The 19,264-nt window shown below is 69.7% G+C and carries 17 protein-coding genes; 12 read left to right on the top strand and 5 right to left on the bottom strand.

What is annotated here, in order from left to right:
* Positions 1-36: 36 nt before the first annotated feature.
* The 3 genes from IE206_RS05370 to IE206_RS05380 all read right to left on the bottom strand — a co-directional run bounded on the left by IE206_RS05370 (position 37) and on the right by IE206_RS05380 (position 3,044).
* Positions 37-903 carry a DUF4429 domain-containing protein gene (locus tag IE206_RS05370; protein ID WP_189960855.1) on the bottom strand — a complete coding sequence of 289 codons (867 nt, stop codon included), beginning with the start codon at positions 901-903 and terminating at the stop codon, positions 37-39.
* A 117-nt stretch (positions 904-1,020) separates the two neighbouring features.
* On the bottom strand, positions 1,021-2,232 hold the full coding sequence (locus IE206_RS05375; protein WP_189960856.1) for an alpha/beta hydrolase: 1,212 nt from the start codon (positions 2,230-2,232) through the stop codon (positions 1,021-1,023).
* Positions 2,233-2,390: 158 nt separating this feature from the next.
* Positions 2,391-3,044 (bottom strand): TetR/AcrR family transcriptional regulator, encoded by a 654-nt coding sequence (locus IE206_RS05380; RefSeq protein WP_226598797.1) that lies wholly within the window; start codon positions 3,042-3,044, stop codon positions 2,391-2,393.
* Positions 3,045-3,160: 116 nt separating this feature from the next.
* Here IE206_RS05380 and IE206_RS05385 point away from each other — a divergent pair, with 116 nt between their 5' ends.
* From IE206_RS05385 to IE206_RS05395, 3 genes are all read left to right on the top strand, one after another.
* A complete protein-coding gene (locus IE206_RS05385; protein ID WP_189960857.1) occupies positions 3,161-4,759 on the top strand; it encodes an MFS transporter in 1,599 nt (532 codons plus the stop codon).
* 163 nt (positions 4,760-4,922) lie between these two features.
* Positions 4,923-5,291 carry a peptidase inhibitor family I36 protein gene (locus tag IE206_RS05390; RefSeq protein WP_189960858.1) on the top strand — a complete coding sequence of 123 codons (369 nt, stop codon included), beginning with the start codon at positions 4,923-4,925 and terminating at the stop codon, positions 5,289-5,291.
* Between the two features lie 49 nt (positions 5,292-5,340).
* Complete coding sequence (locus IE206_RS05395; protein ID WP_189961378.1) at positions 5,341-5,652, top strand: small hydrophobic protein; 312 nt, start codon at positions 5,341-5,343, stop codon at positions 5,650-5,652.
* 242 nt (positions 5,653-5,894) lie between these two features.
* Here IE206_RS05395 and aceE read toward each other — a convergent pair whose 3' ends face one another.
* Positions 5,895-8,627 (bottom strand): pyruvate dehydrogenase (acetyl-transferring), homodimeric type, encoded by a 2,733-nt coding sequence (aceE, locus tag IE206_RS05400; protein ID WP_189960859.1) that lies wholly within the window; start codon positions 8,625-8,627, stop codon positions 5,895-5,897.
* Between the two features lie 440 nt (positions 8,628-9,067).
* Here aceE and IE206_RS05405 point away from each other — a divergent pair, with 440 nt between their 5' ends.
* The 6 genes from IE206_RS05405 to IE206_RS05430 all read left to right on the top strand — a co-directional run bounded on the left by IE206_RS05405 (position 9,068) and on the right by IE206_RS05430 (position 13,668).
* Positions 9,068-9,490: a DUF3052 domain-containing protein gene (locus IE206_RS05405; RefSeq protein WP_189960860.1), complete on the top strand. Its 423-nt coding sequence runs from the start codon at positions 9,068-9,070 to the stop codon at positions 9,488-9,490.
* 117 nt (positions 9,491-9,607) lie between these two features.
* Positions 9,608-10,066 (top strand): peroxiredoxin, encoded by a 459-nt coding sequence (locus IE206_RS05410; RefSeq protein ID WP_114035478.1) that lies wholly within the window; start codon positions 9,608-9,610, stop codon positions 10,064-10,066.
* Between the two features lie 162 nt (positions 10,067-10,228).
* Positions 10,229-10,804: a TerD family protein gene (locus IE206_RS05415; RefSeq protein WP_189960861.1), complete on the top strand. Its 576-nt coding sequence runs from the start codon at positions 10,229-10,231 to the stop codon at positions 10,802-10,804.
* Between the two features lie 93 nt (positions 10,805-10,897).
* Positions 10,898-11,473, top strand: a complete 576-nt coding sequence (locus tag IE206_RS05420; protein WP_189960862.1) for a TerD family protein — start codon at positions 10,898-10,900, stop codon at positions 11,471-11,473.
* Between the two features lie 161 nt (positions 11,474-11,634).
* A complete protein-coding gene (locus IE206_RS05425; protein WP_189960863.1) occupies positions 11,635-12,777 on the top strand; it encodes a DUF475 domain-containing protein in 1,143 nt (380 codons plus the stop codon).
* A 153-nt stretch (positions 12,778-12,930) separates the two neighbouring features.
* Positions 12,931-13,668, top strand: coding sequence for a TerD family protein (locus IE206_RS05430; protein WP_189960864.1), 738 nt, complete (start codon positions 12,931-12,933; stop codon positions 13,666-13,668).
* A 26-nt stretch (positions 13,669-13,694) separates the two neighbouring features.
* Here the strand turns inward: IE206_RS05430 and IE206_RS05435 are convergent, their stop codons facing one another.
* Positions 13,695-14,504, bottom strand: coding sequence for a TerD family protein (locus tag IE206_RS05435; protein WP_373300867.1), 810 nt, complete (start codon positions 14,502-14,504; stop codon positions 13,695-13,697).
* Between the two features lie 199 nt (positions 14,505-14,703).
* On the opposite strand from IE206_RS05435, the gene IE206_RS05440 reads away from it, so the two are divergent.
* The 3 genes from IE206_RS05440 (at position 14,704) to IE206_RS05450 (ending at position 19,264) form a co-directional block, all read left to right on the top strand.
* Positions 14,704-15,867 (top strand): HpcH/HpaI aldolase/citrate lyase family protein, encoded by a 1,164-nt coding sequence (locus IE206_RS05440; protein ID WP_189960866.1) that lies wholly within the window; start codon positions 14,704-14,706, stop codon positions 15,865-15,867.
* Between the two features lie 89 nt (positions 15,868-15,956).
* Positions 15,957-18,428 (top strand): phosphoribosyltransferase, encoded by a 2,472-nt coding sequence (locus IE206_RS05445; RefSeq protein ID WP_189960867.1) that lies wholly within the window; start codon positions 15,957-15,959, stop codon positions 18,426-18,428.
* Positions 18,429-18,436: 8 nt separating this feature from the next.
* A complete protein-coding gene (locus tag IE206_RS05450) occupies positions 18,437-19,264 on the top strand; it encodes an HAD family hydrolase (protein WP_226598796.1) in 828 nt (275 codons plus the stop codon).

The following is a 19,264-nucleotide window of genomic DNA, read 5'->3' on the forward strand; positions in this document are numbered from 1 at the left end:
CTGGGTATCGGTCCGCCGCTCTACAGCTCCGGCGCTCTACAGCTCCGCGAGCAGCTCCGCCTTCTTCGCGCTGAACTCGTCGTCCGTGACCAGGCCCGCCCGGTGCAGGTCACCCAGGTGGCGGATCCTTTCAGCGATGTCCGCGGGGTCGCGCCGGTCCGCCGCGACGCGGACGGCTTGGTGCGGGATGGCGGGGCCGCCTCCGCCCCGTACGGCCGCGAGGACTGCCGCCGCGAACGGCAGGGACTCGTGCACCGGGCCGTAGCCGAGCCCGAAGACCACGGACGCCGGGTCGCGGTCGGCCTGGGGGGCGGATCCGTCGGCCTCGCGGCGCAGCAGGCGCAGGTGGCCGTCGAAGACCTCGGGGGAGCGCCACTCGACACCGCTCAGCGCCGCGACCGGGAAGGTCTGGTCGCCGGCCTTCCACTTCTCGGAGGACGCGCCCGTCCAGAACCAGCGGAAGGTCACCTGCCGGCCGTCGAAGGCGGCCCTGCCGTCGTACGCCTTGAAGTTCAGCGGGGCCTCGGGCGCCGCCACCAGATGGCGCTCCGCGGGTTCGGAGGCGTCCGGCGGCAAGGCGCCCCGCAGCTCGTCCGCGTAGTACTCGGCGAGCGTCTCGCGCTCGGCCGGAAGCACCAGGCGGTAGGGGTCGCAGGACTCCTTCAACTGGCCCGCCGCGGCATCCATCAGCGGGTCGGCGCCCGGTCTCGGCACCGCGTGCAGCACCACCGTGCCGCGTTTGCCCGGGGAGAGCGTCACCGACTCCAACGCCTCGTGGGGGATGCGTCGTTCACGCAGCGCCTGGAACAGCTTCGGCGCGCGGATCCCCCGTTCGAAGCGGATGAGCACGGAGTCGGACTCGAACTCCCAGGTGGCATGAATTCCGGCCAGCACATCACCCATGCGCCTCATCGTAGGCGGCGCACGCCCGCGCGTCCCCCCTCGGAGAAAAGCCCGTCGTCGCGCGAGCGCTCCGGCGATCCCACGGCGTCTACGCGTGTCAGCCCGCCGGAGTGTTCGTCAAGCCGCCGGCCGGTCGGAAATTCCGCTGTCGCACCCGGCGCCGCCGTCGGCGCAGCCGACCGTCCGGTACGCGCCAACTCCGATGGCGGCGAAGTTGGCGAGGCTCTTGGTGCCGGGCTCGAAATAGCCGGTGTGTCCGATGGCCCCGGCCGCCGACAGGACCCGTGCGCCGAAGGCCGCCGAGACCGGGTCGGCGCCGTGGCCGAGGCCCGCGACGTCCAGGTACGGCACGTCCTGGATCCAGTCGTCCTTGTCCCGCATCGCCCAGATGCGCGCCGAGGTGTCCAGCTGGGCGGCGTTGCGCACCCGCATGCCGGGGCTGCCGGCCACCGCGATGTCGTCGACCCGGGGCGGCAGCCGACGCGTCGAGACGCCGCACACCACCGAGCCGTAGCTGTGGCAGAAGAGCTCGACCGAGGACTTCCCCGGAAGCGCGCCCACCATCGCGGACAGCCGTACCGCACCGTCCTCGGCCAGTCTGCCGATGGCCGCATCCATACCGAGACCGGCCGGCGCGGTGTAGTCGGCCCAGGCGATCACGGCGGTCCGGGTGTCCGGCGCGGCTGCCCGCTCGGCCGCGTACAGCGACTGGGCCATGCCGACCGGGGCGGTGTTCTTCTTGCTGGTCTTCTCGAAGGTCAGGACGTCGGTGTCGACTCCGGGGACGATCACCGAGACGCGGTCCGCGTGGTCCAGGTCGCCGAAGACCTCCGCGACCCGGCCGGTGTCGGAGGGGTCGAAGGCGAGGATCTGGCGGCCGTCGTCGAGCAGCGAGTCGAACCGGTGCATCCGGCGGCCCGCCTCCTGGCGGCCGTCGGCGGAGAGCCTGGCGTCGACCATGCGTTTTTCCTCGACGGCGCGTGCCTCGGTGAGCGCGACACGGTTGGCCTGGTACCGCAGGGGTACGGGGGCGCCGTTCAGGTTGCCCACGACCAGCGGGTACTGGTGGGCGAGCGTGCTCTGCTCCGTGGGGGTGAGCGAGCCGAAGAACTGCGCCAGCTGCTGGGCGGTGGCGTCCGCCTTGGGCAGCTTGTGGCCGTCTATCGTGCCCCGCGCCCAGGCGGCGAGGGCCTTGGAGCGTGGCTCGGAGTCGCCCGCGTGGCCGCGGATCGCCGTCCAGCCGGAGGTCGCGAGCATGACGAACACGACGGCGAGCGCGAGCAGCGCGCGCCAGGCGTTCAGTGTGGGGGAGGAGTCGAAGGAAGTCACTGCTGACCACAGTAGGAGACCCTGGAGGTCCACTGGGCTGACAGTGACTCAGATCACGTTTGAGTGAGGTGTGGTCTCACCAAGAGCGCGCGCGGGCGCACGCTCCGTACGTCCGAGGTGCGGTTCCGGCGTGTCGGCCGTCACCTCCCCGGTGCGGTTCAGGCGCGCCAGTCGTCGGCCAGGGCCGGGCCGAGATGGTCCAGATAGCTCGCGGTCAGCTCGCGGATCGCGGACACGCTGGGGTCCTCGCCCTGCCCCCAGAGCCCGCCCGCCACCCGCATCACGCCGGTGAAGGCGGCCACGGCCACCCGGGGGCGCGGGTCGGCGTCGATGTCCAGGCCCTCCCGCTCGGCGATGAGCCCGGCGACCTGCTCCTCCACCGCCGCCGAGCGGCGCAGATGGACCGCGAGCAGCGCCGGGGTCGACTCGATCACCTGGTACGTCCGCATGTACAGGGTGACCGGCACCACGGGCGACAGGAGCTCCTCGATGGTGTCCCAGGCCGAGAGCGCCGCACGCCGCATGGCGGTGAACGGGCCCTCCGCGGGCGGTCGTTGGCGCAGCGCGTCGACGAAGTGCGACTCGATGGCGTCCTGGGCCGCGAAGACCACGGCCTCCTTGTTGGCGAAGTAGCGGAAGAAGGTGCGCTGCGAGACGTCGACGGCGTCCGCGATCTCGTCGACGGTCGTCTGCTCGTACCCCTTGGTGGTGAAGAGCTCCAGGGCCACCCGCAGCAGTGCGTCCCGGGTGCGCTGCTTCTTCAGCTCGCGCAGGCCGCCGCTCGGCGCCACGGGCCGCTGCTCCACCGTCACTTGGCAGTCCTCTTTCAGTCAATTTGGCGTGTTCAGTTTAACTGTGAGCCACGTGACAGCTACCGACTTGTGAAATGGTTTGTCAACTGTCAGCGGCTGACATTAGCCTCGATCGCATGACTAGTCAGACCACCGTCGAAAAGGCGCCACAGGACGAGATGCCGGCGCCGGCCAAGGGGCTGCGCGGCCACCCCTGGCTGACGCTCTTCGCCGTGGCCATCGGCGTGATGATGGTCGCGCTCGACGGCACCATCGTGGCGATCGCCAACCCGGCCATCCAGCACGACCTCGACGCCTCGCTGCAGGACGTCCAGTGGATCACCAACGGCTACATGCTGGCCCTGGCCGTCTCCCTGATCACCGCGGGCAAGCTCGGTGACCGGTTCGGCCACCGCCAGACCTTCCTCATCGGCGTCGTCGGCTTCGGCGCCGCCTCCGGGGCGATCGGCCTCTCCCACAGCGTCACCTTCGTCATCGCCTTCCGCGTCCTGCAGGGCCTGTTCGGCGCGCTCCTGATGCCGGCCGCGCTCGGTCTGCTGCGCGCCACCTTCCCGGCCGAGAAGCTGAACATGGCGATCGGCATCTGGGGCATGGTCATCGGCGCCTCCACCGCGGGCGGCCCGATCCTCGGTGGCGTACTCGTCGAGCACGTCAGCTGGCAGTCCGTCTTCTTCATCAACGTGCCGGTCGGCGCGATCGCCCTGGTCCTGGGCCTGCTGATCCTGCGCGACCACCGCGCGGAGAACGCGCCGAGGTCCTTCGACATCCTCGGCATCGTGCTGCTCTCGGTGGCGATGTTCTGCATGATCTGGGCCCTCATCAAGGGCTCGGAGTACGGCTGGGGCAGCGGCAGGACCCTCGGGTTCATCGCGGCCGCGGTGATCTGCTTCGTCCTCTTCGCCCTGTGGGAGACCAAGGTCAGGGAGCCGCTCATCCCGCTCGGCCTGTTCCGGTCCGTGCCGCTGTCGGCGGGTACGGTCCTGATGATCCTTATGGCGTTCGCCTTCATGGGCGGCCTCTTCTTCGTCACCTTCTACCTGCAGAACGTGCACGGCATGTCGGCCGTCGACAGCGGACTCCATCTGCTGCCGCTCACCGGCATGATGATCGTCGCCTCGCCCGTCGCGGGCGCCCTGATCACCAAGCTCGGCCCGCGCGTCCCGCTGGTCGGCGGCATGGTCTGCACCGCGGTCGCCATGTTCGGCATGTCCCGGCTGACCATCGGCACGGACACGGTCACCATGTCGATCTGGTTCGCGCTGCTCGGCCTCGGCCTCGCCCCGGTGATGGTCGGCGCCACCGAGGTCATCGTCGGCAACGCCCCCATCGAGCTGTCCGGTGTCGCCGGCGGGCTCCAGCAGGCCGGCATGCAGGTCGGCGGCTCGCTCGGCACCGCGGTGCTCGGCGCCGTGATGTCCTCGCAGATCAGCTCCAAGCTGCCGGAGAACTGGACGGCGGCCGGGCTCGGCAAGCTGGAGGGCGCGCCGCTGTCCCAGGCGTCCTCGGCCGTCTCGGTCGGCGCCGCACCGGTCCCGCCGGGCGCGAAGCCGGAGGTCGCCGCCAAGATCGCGGGCGTCGCGCACGACACGTTCGTGTCAGGCATGAGCAGCGCGTTCACGGTCGCCGGGATCGTCGCGGTCGTGGCCGCCGCGGTCGCCATGTTCACCAAGCGCGGTGAGAACGCGGAGGCGGGCGTGGGCGCGGGTCACATCTGATCCCGTCAACTCCGTTACGCGAAAGCCCCGTCGGACCCGGTCCGGCGGGGCTTTCACCTATCCGGATGATCTTCTCCCGCGGCCCCCGGAACCCGGAACCGCCCCCGTCCGCCCCGCGTTCCCATGATCCAACGGATCGAACCGACACGGGAGTTGACCTCATATGCGTACGACGACGACCACGGTGGCCCTGCTCGCCGCCACCGCCTTCCTGCTGCCCACGTCCGCCCACGCCGCATCCGAACCCCGCCTCGGGGACTGCGCGGCGGGCGAGCTCTGTCTCTGGAGCAAGGCGGGCTTCAAGGGCACACGGCACGTGTACGACCTGGCGCACACCGACATCGAGAGCTGCACCCCGCTGCCGCCGGGCACCGACGCCCAGTCCCTCGCCAACCGCATGGGGCGGCCGGTCACGACCTACCAGTCCGCCGAGTGCGCGGAGACGGGCGAGTTCGACACGCACCCGGGCGCCGGGACCTGGATGCCCCAAGTCCCGTATCGCGTAAAGGCATTCAAGGTGTGGGAGAGCTGAGGAGTGGTACCCGCCCCCTTGAGGCCGGGCCGACCAACCTCAGGGAGTGATGATGGCGGGCTTCGGACACACGCGTACACGCAGGACCCCCCGGTCACGGAACCGGATGTGGCCCCGGACCGGGCCGGACCGCGCGACGCTCGGCATCGTCGGACTGGTCTGCGCGGTGGCGGGATTCTTCGTGCTCGGCATCGTCCTCGGGCCGGTGGCCATCCTCTGCGGCCGGCTGGCCATGGGCCGCCGCTGGAACGGCTCCCACCCCCTGCCGGCACTGGTGGCCCTGGTGCTCGGCTGCATCGACACCCTGCTGTCCATCCTCTGGCTGGCAGGCGCGGCAGGCTTGGGCAACGGCATCTTCTGACCGTGCTGTGAACGGCCGGAGGGGGCGGGCTCCCCGGTGGGAACCCGCCCCCTCCATCTGTCTGCACGGGGCCACCTAGTAGGGGCCCATCTGTCTGCACGGGGCCAGCTACTAGGGGCGCGGGGAACTGCGCGACCAGCCACGAACGACCCGCACTTGACCCACAGCACGCGGAAGCGATGGGGCCCGGGGACAAACCCCGCAGCACCCACCGCACCCCGCACTACAAGGCCCAGCGGAGCCTACGCGTCTCCCCCTGCGGCACCCGGGTCAGCCGCAGCCACATCCAACAACCGGTACCGGTCGACCGCCTGCTTGAGCGCGGACCGGTCGACCTTCCCCTCCCGGGCCAGCTCCGTGAGGACAGCCAGCACGATCGACTGCGCGTCGATGTGGAAGAAGCGGCGAGCCGCCCCCCGCGTGTCCGCGAACCCGAACCCGTCCGCGCCGAGCGACTGGTACGTGCCCGGCACCCAGCGCGCGATCTGGTCCGGAACGGCCCGCATCCAGTCGGAAACGGCCACGAACGGACCCTGTGCGCCCTGGAGCTTCTGCGTGACATAGGGGACGCGCTGCTCCTCCTCGGGGTGCAGGAGATTGTGCTCCTCCACCTCGACGGCGTCGCGGCGCAGCTCGTTCCAGGAGGTCGCAGACCAGACGTCCGCCCGTACGTTCCACTCCTCGGCGAGGATCCGCTGCGCCTCGATCGCCCACGGCACGGCCACGCCGGACGCCATGATCTGGGCCGGAATGGCGCCCGAAGTCCCCGCGCTGTACCGGTGGATGCCCTTGAGGATGCCGTCCACGTCGACGTCCGCCGGCTCGGCCGGGTGCTGGATCGGCTCGTTGTAGACGGTGAGGTAGTAGAAGACGTCCTCGCTGTCCGGGCCGTACATGCGGCGCAGACCGTCCTTGACGATGTGCGCGATCTCGTAGCCGAAGGCCGGGTCGTAGGCGACACAGCCCGGGTTGGTCGAGGCGAGCAACTGCGAGTGGCCGTCCGCGTGTTGCAGACCCTCACCCGTCAGAGTCGTTCGTCCCGCAGTCGCACCCAGCACGAATCCGCGCGCCAACTGGTCGGCCATCTGCCAGAACTGGTCGCCGGTGCGCTGGAAACCGAACATCGAGTAGAAGACGTACACCGGGATCAGCGGCTCGCCATGCGTGGCGTACGCCGAGCCCGCGGCGATCAGCGAGGCCGTGCAGCCTGCCTCGGAGATGCCGTCGTGCAGCATCTGCCCGGTCGGCGACTCCTTGTAGGCGAGCAGCAGTTCGCGGTCGACCGCCTCGTACTGCTGGCCCAGCGGGTTGTAGATCTTGGCGCTCGGGAAGAACGCGTCCATGCCGAAGGTGCGGTACTCGTCCGGCGCGATCAGCACGAAGCGCTTGCCGATCTCCTTGTCCCGCATCAGGTCCTTCAGGATGCGGACGAACGCCATCGTGGTGGCGATCGACTGCTGGCCCGAGCCCTTCTTGGCGACCGCGTACGTCTTGTCCTCGGGGAGGCTCAAAGGCTTCGCGCGCACCACCCGGGTCGGCACGTAGCCGCCGAGCCCGAGCCGGCGGTCGTGCATGTACTGGATCTCCTCGGACTTGCGTCCGGGGTGGTAGTACGGCGGCGCGCCGGACTCCAGCTCGGCGTCCGTGATCGGGATGTGCAGCCGGTCCCGGAAGCCCTTGAGGTCGTCGACCGTCAGCTTCTTCATCTGGTGGGTCGCGTTGCGGCCCTCGAAGTTCGGGCCCAGCGTCCAGCCCTTGACGGTGTGCGCCAGGATCACGGTCGGCTGGCCCTTGTGCGCCTTGGCCGCCGAGAACGCCGCGAAGATCTTCTTGTGGTCGTGGCCGCCGCGCCCCAGGTGCAGGATCTGCTGGTCGGTCATGTTCTCGACCATGGCGCGCAGCCGCTGGTCGTCACCGAAGAAGTGGTCCCGGATGTACCCGCCGGTCTCGGTGGCGTACGTCTGGAACTGGCCGTCCGGCGTGGTGTTCATCTTGTTGACCAGGATGCCGTCGCGGTCCTGCGCGAGCAGCGGGTCCCAACTGCGGTCCCAGATCAGCTTGATGACGTTCCAGCCGGCGCCGCGGAACTGCGACTCCAGCTCCTGGATGATCTTGCCGTTGCCGCGTACCGGGCCGTCGAGGCGCTGGAGGTTGCAGTTGACGACGAAGGTCAGGTTGTCCAGGTTCTCGCGGGCCGCGATGGACAGCTGGCCGAGCGACTCGGGCTCGTCCATCTCGCCGTCGCCGAGGAACGCCCACACATGCGACTTGGAGGTGTCGGCGATGCCGCGCGCCTGCATGTAGCGGTTCATCCGCGCCTGGTAGATCGCGCCGAGCGGGCCGAGACCCATCGAGACGGTCGGGAACTCCCAGAAGTCCGGCATGAGGCGCGGGTGCGGATAGGACGAAAGCCCGTACGGGGCCTTCGACTTCTCCTGGCGGAACGCGTCGAGCTGCTGCTCGCTGAGCCGGTCGAGCAGGAAGGCGCGGGCGTAGATTCCGGGGGACGCGTGGCCCTGGAAGAAGATCTGGTCGCCGCCGTCGCCCTCGTCCTTGCCCCGGAAGAAGTGGTTGAAGCCCACGTCGTACAGGGAGGCGGAGGAGGCGAACGTGGCGATGTGGCCGCCGACGCCGATGCCCGGGCGCTGCGCCCTGGACACCATCACGGCCGCGTTCCAGCGCGTCGCGTTGAGGACCTTGCGCTCGATCTCCTCGTTGCCCGGGAAGAACGGCTCGTCCTTGGTGGCGATCGTGTTGACGTAGTCCGAGCTGCGCATCTCGGGCACGGCCACGCGCTTCTCGCGCGCCCGCTCGATCAGCCGGAGCATCAGATAGCGGGCCCGTTCGCGGCCGCGCTCGTCGACGGCGGCGTCCAGGGAGTCGAGCCACTCCTGGGTCTCTTCGGGATCGAAGTCCGGGACCTGGCTCGGCAGGCCGCCAATGATGATCGGGTTGCGATCGGATCCGGAAGCCACGCTGTTCCTTCACTGTCGGGGGGATGCGGAAGACAGCCAATTCTGCGCCGCATCCCATCGTGTACCGCTGGGGCGCAAACGTCATCTCTACTGAGAGGTAACCGAGGGGTAACCGTCACCGGAGCAGGAAGTAGGCTCAGGGCCTGGACGGGTCGGGCCAAATCGCAACCTTACGCTCAACCCGGCCAACCGTTCCCGAAGGGTGTTCGGACCCGATTGGAGTACCCAAAGGAACAGAACGGCGTAAACAGTCACCAATGGTGTGGGATGAATCACCGACGGGGATGCGGATGTCCCTGAACACCGCCACACTGACCCCCAAAGGGCGGGTTCGGAGGCCGGGTACTTGCGAGATTCGTCCCGCCCGTGTGGACTACGCCCCATGCCACGCGTATGCGCGCGGCTGCAGAACTTACCGAATCAAGATCAGGAGGCAAGCCGTGAGCGCGACCGCGGACCACGCGGAGGAGCGGACCAACCCGGCCGGAAGGCTGGGGTTCGAGCCCGGACAGGTGGTCCAGGAGATCGGTTACGACGACGACGTCGACCAGGATCTCCGCGAGGGCATTGAGTCCCTGATTGGCCAGGATCTCGTCGATGAGGACTATGACGACGTCGCCGACGTCGTCGTGCTGTGGTTCCGTGACGAGGACGGCGACCTAACGGACGCCCTGGTGGACGCCATCGGCCTCCTGGAGGACGCCGGCACGATCTGGCTGCTGAGCCCGAAGACCGGCCGGGACGGATACATCGAGCCCAGCGACATCCAAGACGCCGCGCAGACCGCCGGCCTGTCACCGGCCAAGAGCGTCAGCGTCGGCAAGGACTGGTCGGGCACCCGCCTGAAGTCCGGCAAGCGCTGATCCACCCCTCACGCCCCACAGGGCCCCCTCAGGCACCAGCCTGAGGGGGCCCTGTGCATAGGGGGGTGCGTAGGGTGGGGTTTCACCGATACGGCCCATTGAAGGGAAGGCGTTTCCATGGCTATCGAGGTCGGCACCAAGGCCCCGGAGTTCGAGCTCAAGGACAACCACGGCCGGACCGTGAAGCTCAGCGACTTCCGCGGCGAGAAGAACGTGGTGCTGCTCTTCTACCCGTTCGCCTTCACCGGCGTGTGCACGGGCGAGCTGTGCGAACTGCGCGACAACCTGCCGAAGTTCGTCAACGACGACACCCAGCTGCTCGCCGTCTCCAACGACTCCATCCACACCCTGCGCGTCTTCGCCGAGCAGGAGGGCCTGGAGTACCCGCTGGTCTCCGACTTCTGGCCGCACGGCGAGGTCAGCCGCGCCTACGGCGTCTTCGACGAGGACAAGGGGTGCGCGGTGCGCGGCACCTTCATCATCGACAAGGAGGGCGTGGTCCGCTGGACCGTCGTCAACGCCCTGCCGGACGCCCGCGACCTCAACGAGTACCTCAAGGCGCTCGACACCATCTGACCACGGCACGTGCCCGGTCCGGCCCGGCCGACACCGGATGGTCGTTCGGTCGAATCGCCTGTTTGAGCCGGGAACCGGTCACTAGGATCCATTCGTTGATCCGATGCCAACGCACGACGGGGACGCTGTCCAAGCCGGCCCCTCACACCATTGGGAGGACTCGTGGGAGTCAGCCTCAGCAAGGGCGGCAACGTCTCGCTGACCAAGGCCGCCCCCAACCTGACCGCGGTCATCGTCGGTCTGGGCTGGGACGCACGCACCACCACCGGGGGTGACTTCGACCTGGACGCCAGCGCCCTGCTGACCAACGACCAGGGCAAGGTCACCAACGACGCGAACTTCGTGTTCTTCAACAACCTCAAGAGCCCCGACGGCTCCGTCGAGCACCAGGGTGACAACCTCACCGGTGAGGGCGAAGGCGACGACGAGGTCATCAAGGTGAACCTGGCCGGGGTCCCGGCCGACGTCAACAAGATCGTCTTCCCGGTCTCGATCTACGAGGCCGAGAGCCGCCAGCAGTCCTTCGGCCAGGTGCGCAACGCCTACATCCGCGTCGTGAACCAGGCGGACAACAGCGAGCTCGCCCGCTACGACCTGAGCGAGGACGCCTCGACGGAGACCGCGATGGTCTTCGGCGAGCTGTACCGCAACGGCGCGGAGTGGAAGTTCCGCGCCATCGGCCAGGGCTACGCCTCGGGCCTGCGCGGCATCGCGCAGGACTTCGGCGTCAACGTCTGAGCCGACCGCTCTCGTGTGTCCGGCGCCGCACCCCTTGTGGTGCGGCGCCGGACGCGCTCACCACCTGTTCCACTTCTCGGGGAGGACACGAACATGGGCGTCACGCTCGCCAAGGGAGGCAATGTCTCCCTCTCCAAGGCCGCACCGAACCTCACCCAGGTGCTCGTCGGTCTCGGCTGGGACGCACGCTCCACCACCGGAGCCGACTTCGACCTCGACGCCAGCGCCCTGCTGTGCGCGAGCGGGCGGGTGCTCGGCGACGAGTACTTCGTCTTCTACAACAACCTCAAGAGCCCCGAGGGCTCGGTCGAGCACACCGGCGACAACCTGACCGGTGAGGGCGAGGGCGACGACGAGTCGCTCATCGTCGACCTGACGAAGGTGCCCGCCGCCTGCGACAAGATCGTCTTCCCGGTCTCGATCCACGACGCGGACAACCGCGGCCAGACCTTCGGCCAGGTCGCCAACGCCTTCATCCGCGTCGTCAACCAGGCCGACGGCCAGGAGCTCGCCCGTTACGACCTGAGCGAGGACGCCTCGACGGAGACCGCGATGATCTTCGGCGAGCTGTACCGGTACGGCGGCGAGTGGAAGTTCCGTGCAGTTGGTCAGGGGTACGCATCGGGGCTGCGGGGCATCGCTCTAGACTTCGGGGTCAACGTCTCCTAAAGAGATCACCCGGTTGCCTTCAAGTCGAGCGCCGTCCGGGGCGATCCCTGCAAGGAGGCCCCGGGGGCCCGCCCCCGGAGACAGCAGCGTAAAGCCGTGCGCGGTGCGGGGGGAGACCCGCTCTTCGTCGGGTCGGCCCGCTCTACACGATGGGGAAGTCAGTGCTACTGAAAACCTTCGGCTGGTCGTTCGCGATCACCGCGATCGGCCTGGCCCTGGCCGTGCTCTACGACGGATGGACCGCCTTCGGCGTGGTGGCCATCCTGGCGGTCCTGGAAATCTCGCTGTCCTTCGACAACGCGGTGATCAACGCCGGAATCCTGAAGAAGATGAATGCCTTCTGGCAGAAGATCTTCCTCACGGTCGGCGTTCTCATCGCCGTCTTCGGCATGCGCCTGGTCTTCCCCGTCGTCATCGTCTCGATCAGCGCCAAGATCGGCCCGTTCGACGCGGTCGACCTGGCGCTGAACGACGCCGACCGCTACCAGCAGCTGGTCACCGACGCGCACCCGTCGATCGCCGCCTTCGGTGGCATGTTCCTGCTGATGATCTTCCTCGACTTCATTTTCGAGGACCGCGACATCAAGTGGCTCGCCTGGCTGGAGCGCCCGCTGGCCAAGCTCGGCAAGATCGACATGCTGTCGGTCTGCATCGCCATGATCGCCCTGCTCATCGCCTCCATGACGGTCGCGACCCACGCCCACCAGCACGGCGGCGCGCACGTCGACAAGGCGCAGACCGTGCTGATCGCCGGCATCGCCGGCCTGATCACGTACCTCGTGGTCGGCGGGCTCTCCGGCTACTTCGAGAACCGTCTCGAAGAGGACGAGGAGCGTGAGCACGAGGCGGAGGAAGAGGCCGAGCGCACCGGCAGCAAGGTTTCTGCGGTCGTCATGGCCGGCAAGGCCGCGTTCTTCATGTTCCTCTACCTGGAGGTCCTGGACGCGTCGTTCTCCTTCGACGGCGTCATCGGCGCCTTCGCCATCACCAACGACATCGTCCTGATGGCGCTCGGCCTCGGCATCGGCGCGATGTACGTCCGGTCGCTGACCGTCTACCTGGTCCGCCAGGGCACCCTCGACGACTACGTCTACCTGGAGCACGGCGCGCACTACGCGATCGGTGCGCTGGCCGTGATCCTCCTGGTCACGATCCAGTACGAGATCCAGGAGGTCATCACCGGTTCCGTCGGCGTCCTGCTGATCGTCTGGTCCTTCTGGTCCTCCGTGCGCCGCAACCGGCGCCTCGCGGCGGACGGCGGCGAGGATTCCAGCGAACGGGCGGAAGTCGGCTCCGGGGTGTGACCCCGGTGCTTCCGGAGCGCACGCCCTCGGGCGTGTGATCCGCAGTCGAATGAGGAACGCTCTCTGCGGGGCGGTCACGAGGCCTCGGCCTCGCCGGCCGTCCCGCAGGGTTTTGCGTGCGGGGACAGTTCACGGACCGATGGGGTGGGGGCAATGGCGTTCTGGGACGGCCTGTGGCGGGGCAGGGCCTCACAGTTCGACTCGGGCAGCGCGGCGACCAACACGATCGAGCTGACCCGACGGCACAACACGGTCTCGCTCGGGAAGCAGGGCGCCAACACCGGCAGCCTGCGGGTCAACCTGTCCTGGCGGATGCGTACCTCGGACTTCGGGGGCAAGCCCGACCAGAGCGGGCGGCTGCTGCGCCATCCGCTGAAGTTCTTCAAGCCGGAGATGGTCCAGGGCCACACCCAGTCCATGGTCAACGTCGACCTCGACCTCGGCTGCCTGTACGAACTCCAGGACGGCACCAAGGGCGTCGTCCAGCCGCTGGGCAACTTCTTCGGCGCCACCAACAAGGCGCCCTACGTGGAATGCAGCGGCGACGACCGCTTCGGCTCGGCCTCCGGCGAGACGATCTTCATCAACCTGGACCACCGCGACGAGATAAAGCGCCTTCTCGTCTTCGTCTACATCTACGACCAGACCCCGGCCTTCGACCGCACCCACGCCAAGGTGACGCTCTATCCGAGCAACGGCCCGCGCATCGAGATCGAGCTCGACGAGCGCGCCCCCGAGGCCCGTTCCTGCGCCGTGGTCTCCATCGAGAACATCAAGGGCGACATGGTGGTGCGGCGCCAGGTGAAGTTCGTGTACGGCTTCCAGGCCGAGCTGGACCGCCTGTACGGCTGGGGCCTGCAATGGGGCCGGGGCTACAAGACGAAGGCCTGAGCCGCGGCACGGCCGCCTCCCGCGGCCTACGGGCGGATGAACTGCGGCCCCATGGGCGGCAGCACGAACGTGGGGTCGGGCGCGGGCGCCGCCGCGGGCTGGGGGTAGCCGTACGCGGGCTGCGGCGAAGCCGGCTGCGGATAGCCGTAGGACGGCTGCGCGAGGGGCGGCTGGGCGGGAGGAGCGGGATGCGGACAGCCGTACGACGGCTCGGCCGCGTGCTGCGGCAGCGGCTGGGGCACGGACGGCGCACTGGGCGCACTCCGCGCGCTGTCGCTGCCCTCGCCGTCGTCCACGGAGATGCCGTACTCGGTGGCGAGGCCGACCAGGCCGGTCGGGTAACCCTGGCCCACCGCGCGGAACTTCCAGCCGTCGCCGCGGCGGTACAGCTCGCCGCAGATGATCGCCGTCTCCTCGCCGGTCTCCGGCTTCACGTCGAACAGCGCGACCGGCTCGGCCCCCGAGACCGCCGCGTCGAACAGCAGGATCCGCAGATCGCGTACGGCACGGAAGGTCGCGCCGTCCGACGACGCGGTGATCAGCACCCGGTCGACGGAGCGGTCGAGTGCGGCCAGATCGGCCTCGACGGTGTCGGTGAGGCCTTCCGCGACACGCTTCTTGGGGAGCCGGCGCACCAGGCCCGAGGGGTGGCGCGGCTGGTTGTAGAAGACGAAGTCCTCGTCCGAGCGCACCCGGCCGTCGGCGGCGAGCAGCAGCGCCGAGGCGTCCACGTCCGGGACGTCGGCGCCGGGCGACCAGCGGAGCACGGCCCGTACGGCCGGGGCCTCCAGCGGGACGTTCGATCCCTTCAGCATCGCGTGCGTCATGCCCGTCATCCTGCCTTCCCGCAGACCCCGCGGACAACGCGGGGCCCGGCCGGATACGCCTCGCGGTGTACTCGCCGAGTGCGCTCGGGCCGAATGATGCAGACGAGTTACCTGGATTTCACGCACTTGGGGAACTCTTGACACGTGTTCCTACGTACTATTACCGGCCACCCAAATTCTCGGCCGTCCGGCAGTACGGGGGATGTATATGCGGCATTTCGGGCACGTCTCGCCGGCTGCGCGGAAGAACCTCTTCCATCGTGAGCCCTGCGAGTTCACCGCGGGCTCGTCCGCGCGCGTGCTGTCGGCCGCCCTCGGCGCCACCCTGTACAGCCCGGCGACCCGGCCCACCCTCGCCGACGACGTCCTGAAACAGGCCGGCCGCGGTGTCGTGTCCATGGTGCTGTGCCTGGAGGACTCGATCGACGACGCCGAGGTGGCGGCCGCCGAGGCCAACCTGGTCCGCCAGTTCGCCGATCTCGACGCCCGCGGCGAGGAGGTCCCGCTGCTCTTCGTGCGGGTCCGCGAGCCCCTCCAGATCCCCGACCTCGTGCACCGCCTCGGCGACTCCGCGCGCCTGCTCTGCGGCTTCGTCCTGCCCAAGTTCACCGAGGAGCGCGGCATCGACTTCCTGGAGGCGCTCACCGCCGCCGAGTCCGCGAGCGGCCGCCGCCTCTTCGCGATGCCCGTCCTCGAATCGCCCCAGCTGCTCCACCTGGAGACCCGGGCCGAAACCCTGGCCGGAATCGGGCGCACGGTGGAGAAGTACCGCGAGCGCGTCCTCGCGCTGCGCCTCGGCGTCACCGACTTCTGCTCCACCTACGGCCTTCGCCGCTCGCCCGACATGACGGCGTACGACGTGCAGATCGTGGCCGGGGTCATCGCCGACGTGGTGAACGTGCTCGGCCGGGCCGACGGCAGCGGCTTCACCATCACCGGGCCCGTATGGGAGTACTTCCGCGTCCAGGAGCGGATGTTCAAGCCCCAGCTGCGCCGCAGCCCCTTCCTCGAAGGCCGCGCCGAAGAGCTGCGCACCGCATTGATCGAGCACGATCTGGACGGGCTGCTCCGCGAGATCGAGCTCGACCGGGCCAACGGCCTGCTCGGCAAGACCTGCATCCACCCCTCGCACGTGGTGCCCGTGCACGCCCTGTCGGTGGTCAGCCACGAGGAGTTCAGTGACGCCCAGGACATCCTGCGGCCCGAGCGGGGCGGCGGCGGGGTGCTGCGCTCGGCGTACACGAACAAGATGAACGAGGTGAAGCCGCACCGGGCCTGGGCCGAGCGCACCCTGCTTCGGGCCGAGGTGTTCGGCGTCGCCGCCGAGGACGTCGGCTTCGTGGACCTGCTCACGGCCGGCCTGGCCGGCTGACGTACGAACCACCGGCACGAACCCCGGCACGAACGACGAGTACGAACGATCAGTGCGTACGCACAGAACGAACAGAGAGACACAGCACCGTGGTTGAGTGGTCGGGAACATGGGTCGCCGAGCGGCTCGGAGTCGAGCTCGTCGGGGACGAGGACCTGAGCGGTCTGCTCGGGCTCGCCCTGCGCCGCAACCCGAAGCGTGCCCATCTCCTCGTCTCGAACGTGCTGGGCAAGCACGTGCCGCAGAGCCCGTCCGTGGTGTGGCGTACGGGGTACGAACTCGGCCTGCGTGTGAGGGAGTTGCTCGGCGCGGAGGCGGCCGCGCGGGCCGTGGTGCTCGGGTACGCCGAGACCGCGACGGGCCTCGGCCACTCGGTCGCGGACGGCCTCGCCCTGGCCCCGTGCCTGCACTCGACCCGCCGCCCGGTCGACGGCGTGGCGACAGCGGGCGGCTTCGAGGAGTCCCACTCCCACGCCACCTCCCACCTCCTGCTGCCCGAGGACCCCCAACTCCTCGCCGGGCAGGGCCCGTTGGTCCTGGTCGACGACGAGTTCTCGACCGGCAACACGGTCCTGAACACCATTGGCGACCTGCACGCGCGCCATCCGCGCGACCACTACGTGATCGTCGCCCTGGTCGACATGCGCTCCCCGCAGGACCGAGACCGCCTGACCGCCTTCGCGGCGGAGATCGGCGCCCGCGTCGACCTGATCGCCTCGGCGTCGGGGACGGTACGGCTGCCGGAGGGGGTGTTGGAGAAGGGGCGGGCGTTGGTGGAGGAGTTCGAGGCGAGTAACCAGGGACACCTGCTCGGTAAGAGCAGCGCTCCATCCCTGAGCCACGCACACCGCGTCGACCTCCCCTGGCCCGCGGGCCTTCCCGACGGTGGGCGGCACGGGTTCACCCCGGCCCACCGGGCCGAGCTCGAGGCGGCCCTGCCGGAGATGGCGGCCCGCCTTGCCGACGCGGTGGGCGCCGGCGCCCCTGACAGGCCCCGCGTACTCGTCCTCGGCTTCGAGGAGTTGATGTACGCGCCGCTCCGCCTCGCCGTCGCCCTCGAAGAGCTCGGCGGCGCCGAGGTGCGCTACTCCACCACCACCCGCTCGCCGGTGCTCGCCGTGGACGACCCCGGGTACGCCATCCGCACCCGCCTCGCCTTCCCCGCGCACGACGACCCGGCCGACGGGCCCGGCGAGCGGTACGCGTACAACGTGGCGGGCAACGGCTTCGACGCGGTCATAGCCGTCGTCGACTCGGCCGCCGACACCCGCCAACTGCACGCCCCCGACGGCCTGCTGGCCCAGCTCGCCGCCCACATACCGCACGTCGTGCTCGCCGTGCTGCCCTCGTACGTACCCGAAGGTGCCCCCATGCCCGAGCCGCTGCCCGAACCCCTCAGGGGACCCGCCTTCTCCTCCTACGCGCCCGACGAGGTCGGCTGGCTGCTCAAGGACCTGTCCGGGGTCGAGCTCGAAGCCCCCACCGAGGAGCGCGAGGAGGCCATCCAGAGCGGCGGGGCGCACTACGCGGAGTCGCTGCCGGTCGAATACCAGCCGAGCCCGCAGTACCAGGAGCTGTTCCGTGCCGCGCTCGACACCTCGGCGCACCGGATCGCGCAGGCCGTGGGCGTGGTCACCGAGACCGTCCTCGCCGAGCTCCCCCAACGCCGAAAGCGCCGGGGGGACCCCCATCCGCGCCCGGTGCTGGTCTCGCTGGCCCGCGCCGGAACGCCCGTCGGCGTCCTGATGCGCCGCTGGGCACAGCACCGCCACGGCCTCGACCTGCCGCACTACGCGGTGTCCATCGTGCGCGGCCGGGGCATCGACCCGAACGCACTGCGCTGGCTCGCCGCCCACCACGACCCGGCCGACGTCGTGTTCGTCGACGGCTGGACGGGCAAGGGCGCCATCACCCGCGAACTGGCCGCGGCCATCGCCGAGTTCCCCGAGTTCGAGGGCTTCGACCCGGAGATCGCGGTGCTCGCCGACCCCGGGTCCTGTGTGCGGACGTACGGCACCCGCGAGGACTTCCTGATCCCGTCGGCCTGCCTCAACTCGACGGTGTCCGGGCTGATTTCACGCACCGTCCTTCGCCGGGACCTCATCGGTCCCGGCGACTTCCACGGCGCCAAGTTCTACCGCGAGCTGGCCGGCGCCGACGTCTCGGGCGACTTCCTCGACGCCGTCGCCGCCCGCTTCGACGAGGTCGCGGCCGACGTGGACCGCGAGGCGAAGGCCCTGCGGGACGCGGACCGCACGCCGAGCTGGGAGGGCTGGGCGGCCGTCGAGCGGATCAGCGAGGAGTACGGCATCCACGACGTCAACCTGGTCAAGCCCGGCGTCGGCGAGACCACCCGGGTGCTCCTTCGCCGGGTCCCGTGGAAGATCCTCGCCGGGCGGGGCGCAGGGGCCGACCTCGACCACGTCAGGCTGCTCGCCGAACAGCGCGGGGTGCCGGTAGAGGAGGTGGACGGCCTTCCGTACAGCTGCGTCGGCCTGATCCACCCCCAGTACACGCGGGGCGCGACCGGCGCCGACGGCAGGGCGGTGGCGGCCAAGTGAGCATCCCGGTGAGCACGTCTGTGAGCGCCCCTGGTGTGACGCTGGTAGCCAGCGATCTCGACCGTACGCTGATCTACTCGGCGGCCGCCCTCGGGCTGACCATGCCCGACCACCGGGCGCCGCGTCTGCTCTGCGTCGAGGTGCACGAGCACAAGCCCCTCTCGTACGTCACCGAGCACGCGGCGCACCTGCTGACCGAGCTCAAGTCGGCGGCCGTCTTCGTGCCCACCACGACCCGCACCCGCAAGCAGTACCAGCGCATCCAACTCCCGGGACCGGCCTCGGAGTTCGCGATCTGCGCCAACGGCGGGCACCTGCTCGTGAACGGCGTGTCCGACCCGGACTGGGCGCGCGGGGTGACGGGCCGCATCGCCGCCGAGTGCGCCTCCCTCGACGAGGTGCGCGCCCACCTGAGGGCCGTCGCCGACCCGAGCTGGCTCCGCAAGGAACGAGTCGCCGAGGACCTCTTCGCGTACCTCGTCGTGGAGCGGGAGCTGCTGCCCGAGGAGTGGGTCAAGGAGCTCGCCGCCTGGGCCGAGCCGCGCGGCTGGACGGTCTCGCTCCAGGGCCGCAAGATCTACGCCGTGCCGAAGCCGCTCACCAAGAGCGCGGCGGTCCGCGAGGTAGCCCGGCGCACCGGGGCCACACTCACCCTGGCCGCCGGGGACTCGCTCCTCGACGCCGACCTGCTGCTCGCCGCCGACCACGGCTGGCGCCCGGGCCACGGCGAACTGGCCGAGGCCGGCTGGCGGTCGCCGGACACGGAAGCCCTGCCCGAGTGCGGGGTGTTGGCGGGCGAGGAGATCCTGCGCCGCTTCCTCGGCGCCCGGGATTGA

This window comes from Streptomyces violascens (assembly GCF_014649955.1).
GTDB classification, from domain to species: domain Bacteria; phylum Actinomycetota; class Actinomycetes; order Streptomycetales; family Streptomycetaceae; genus Streptomyces; species Streptomyces violascens.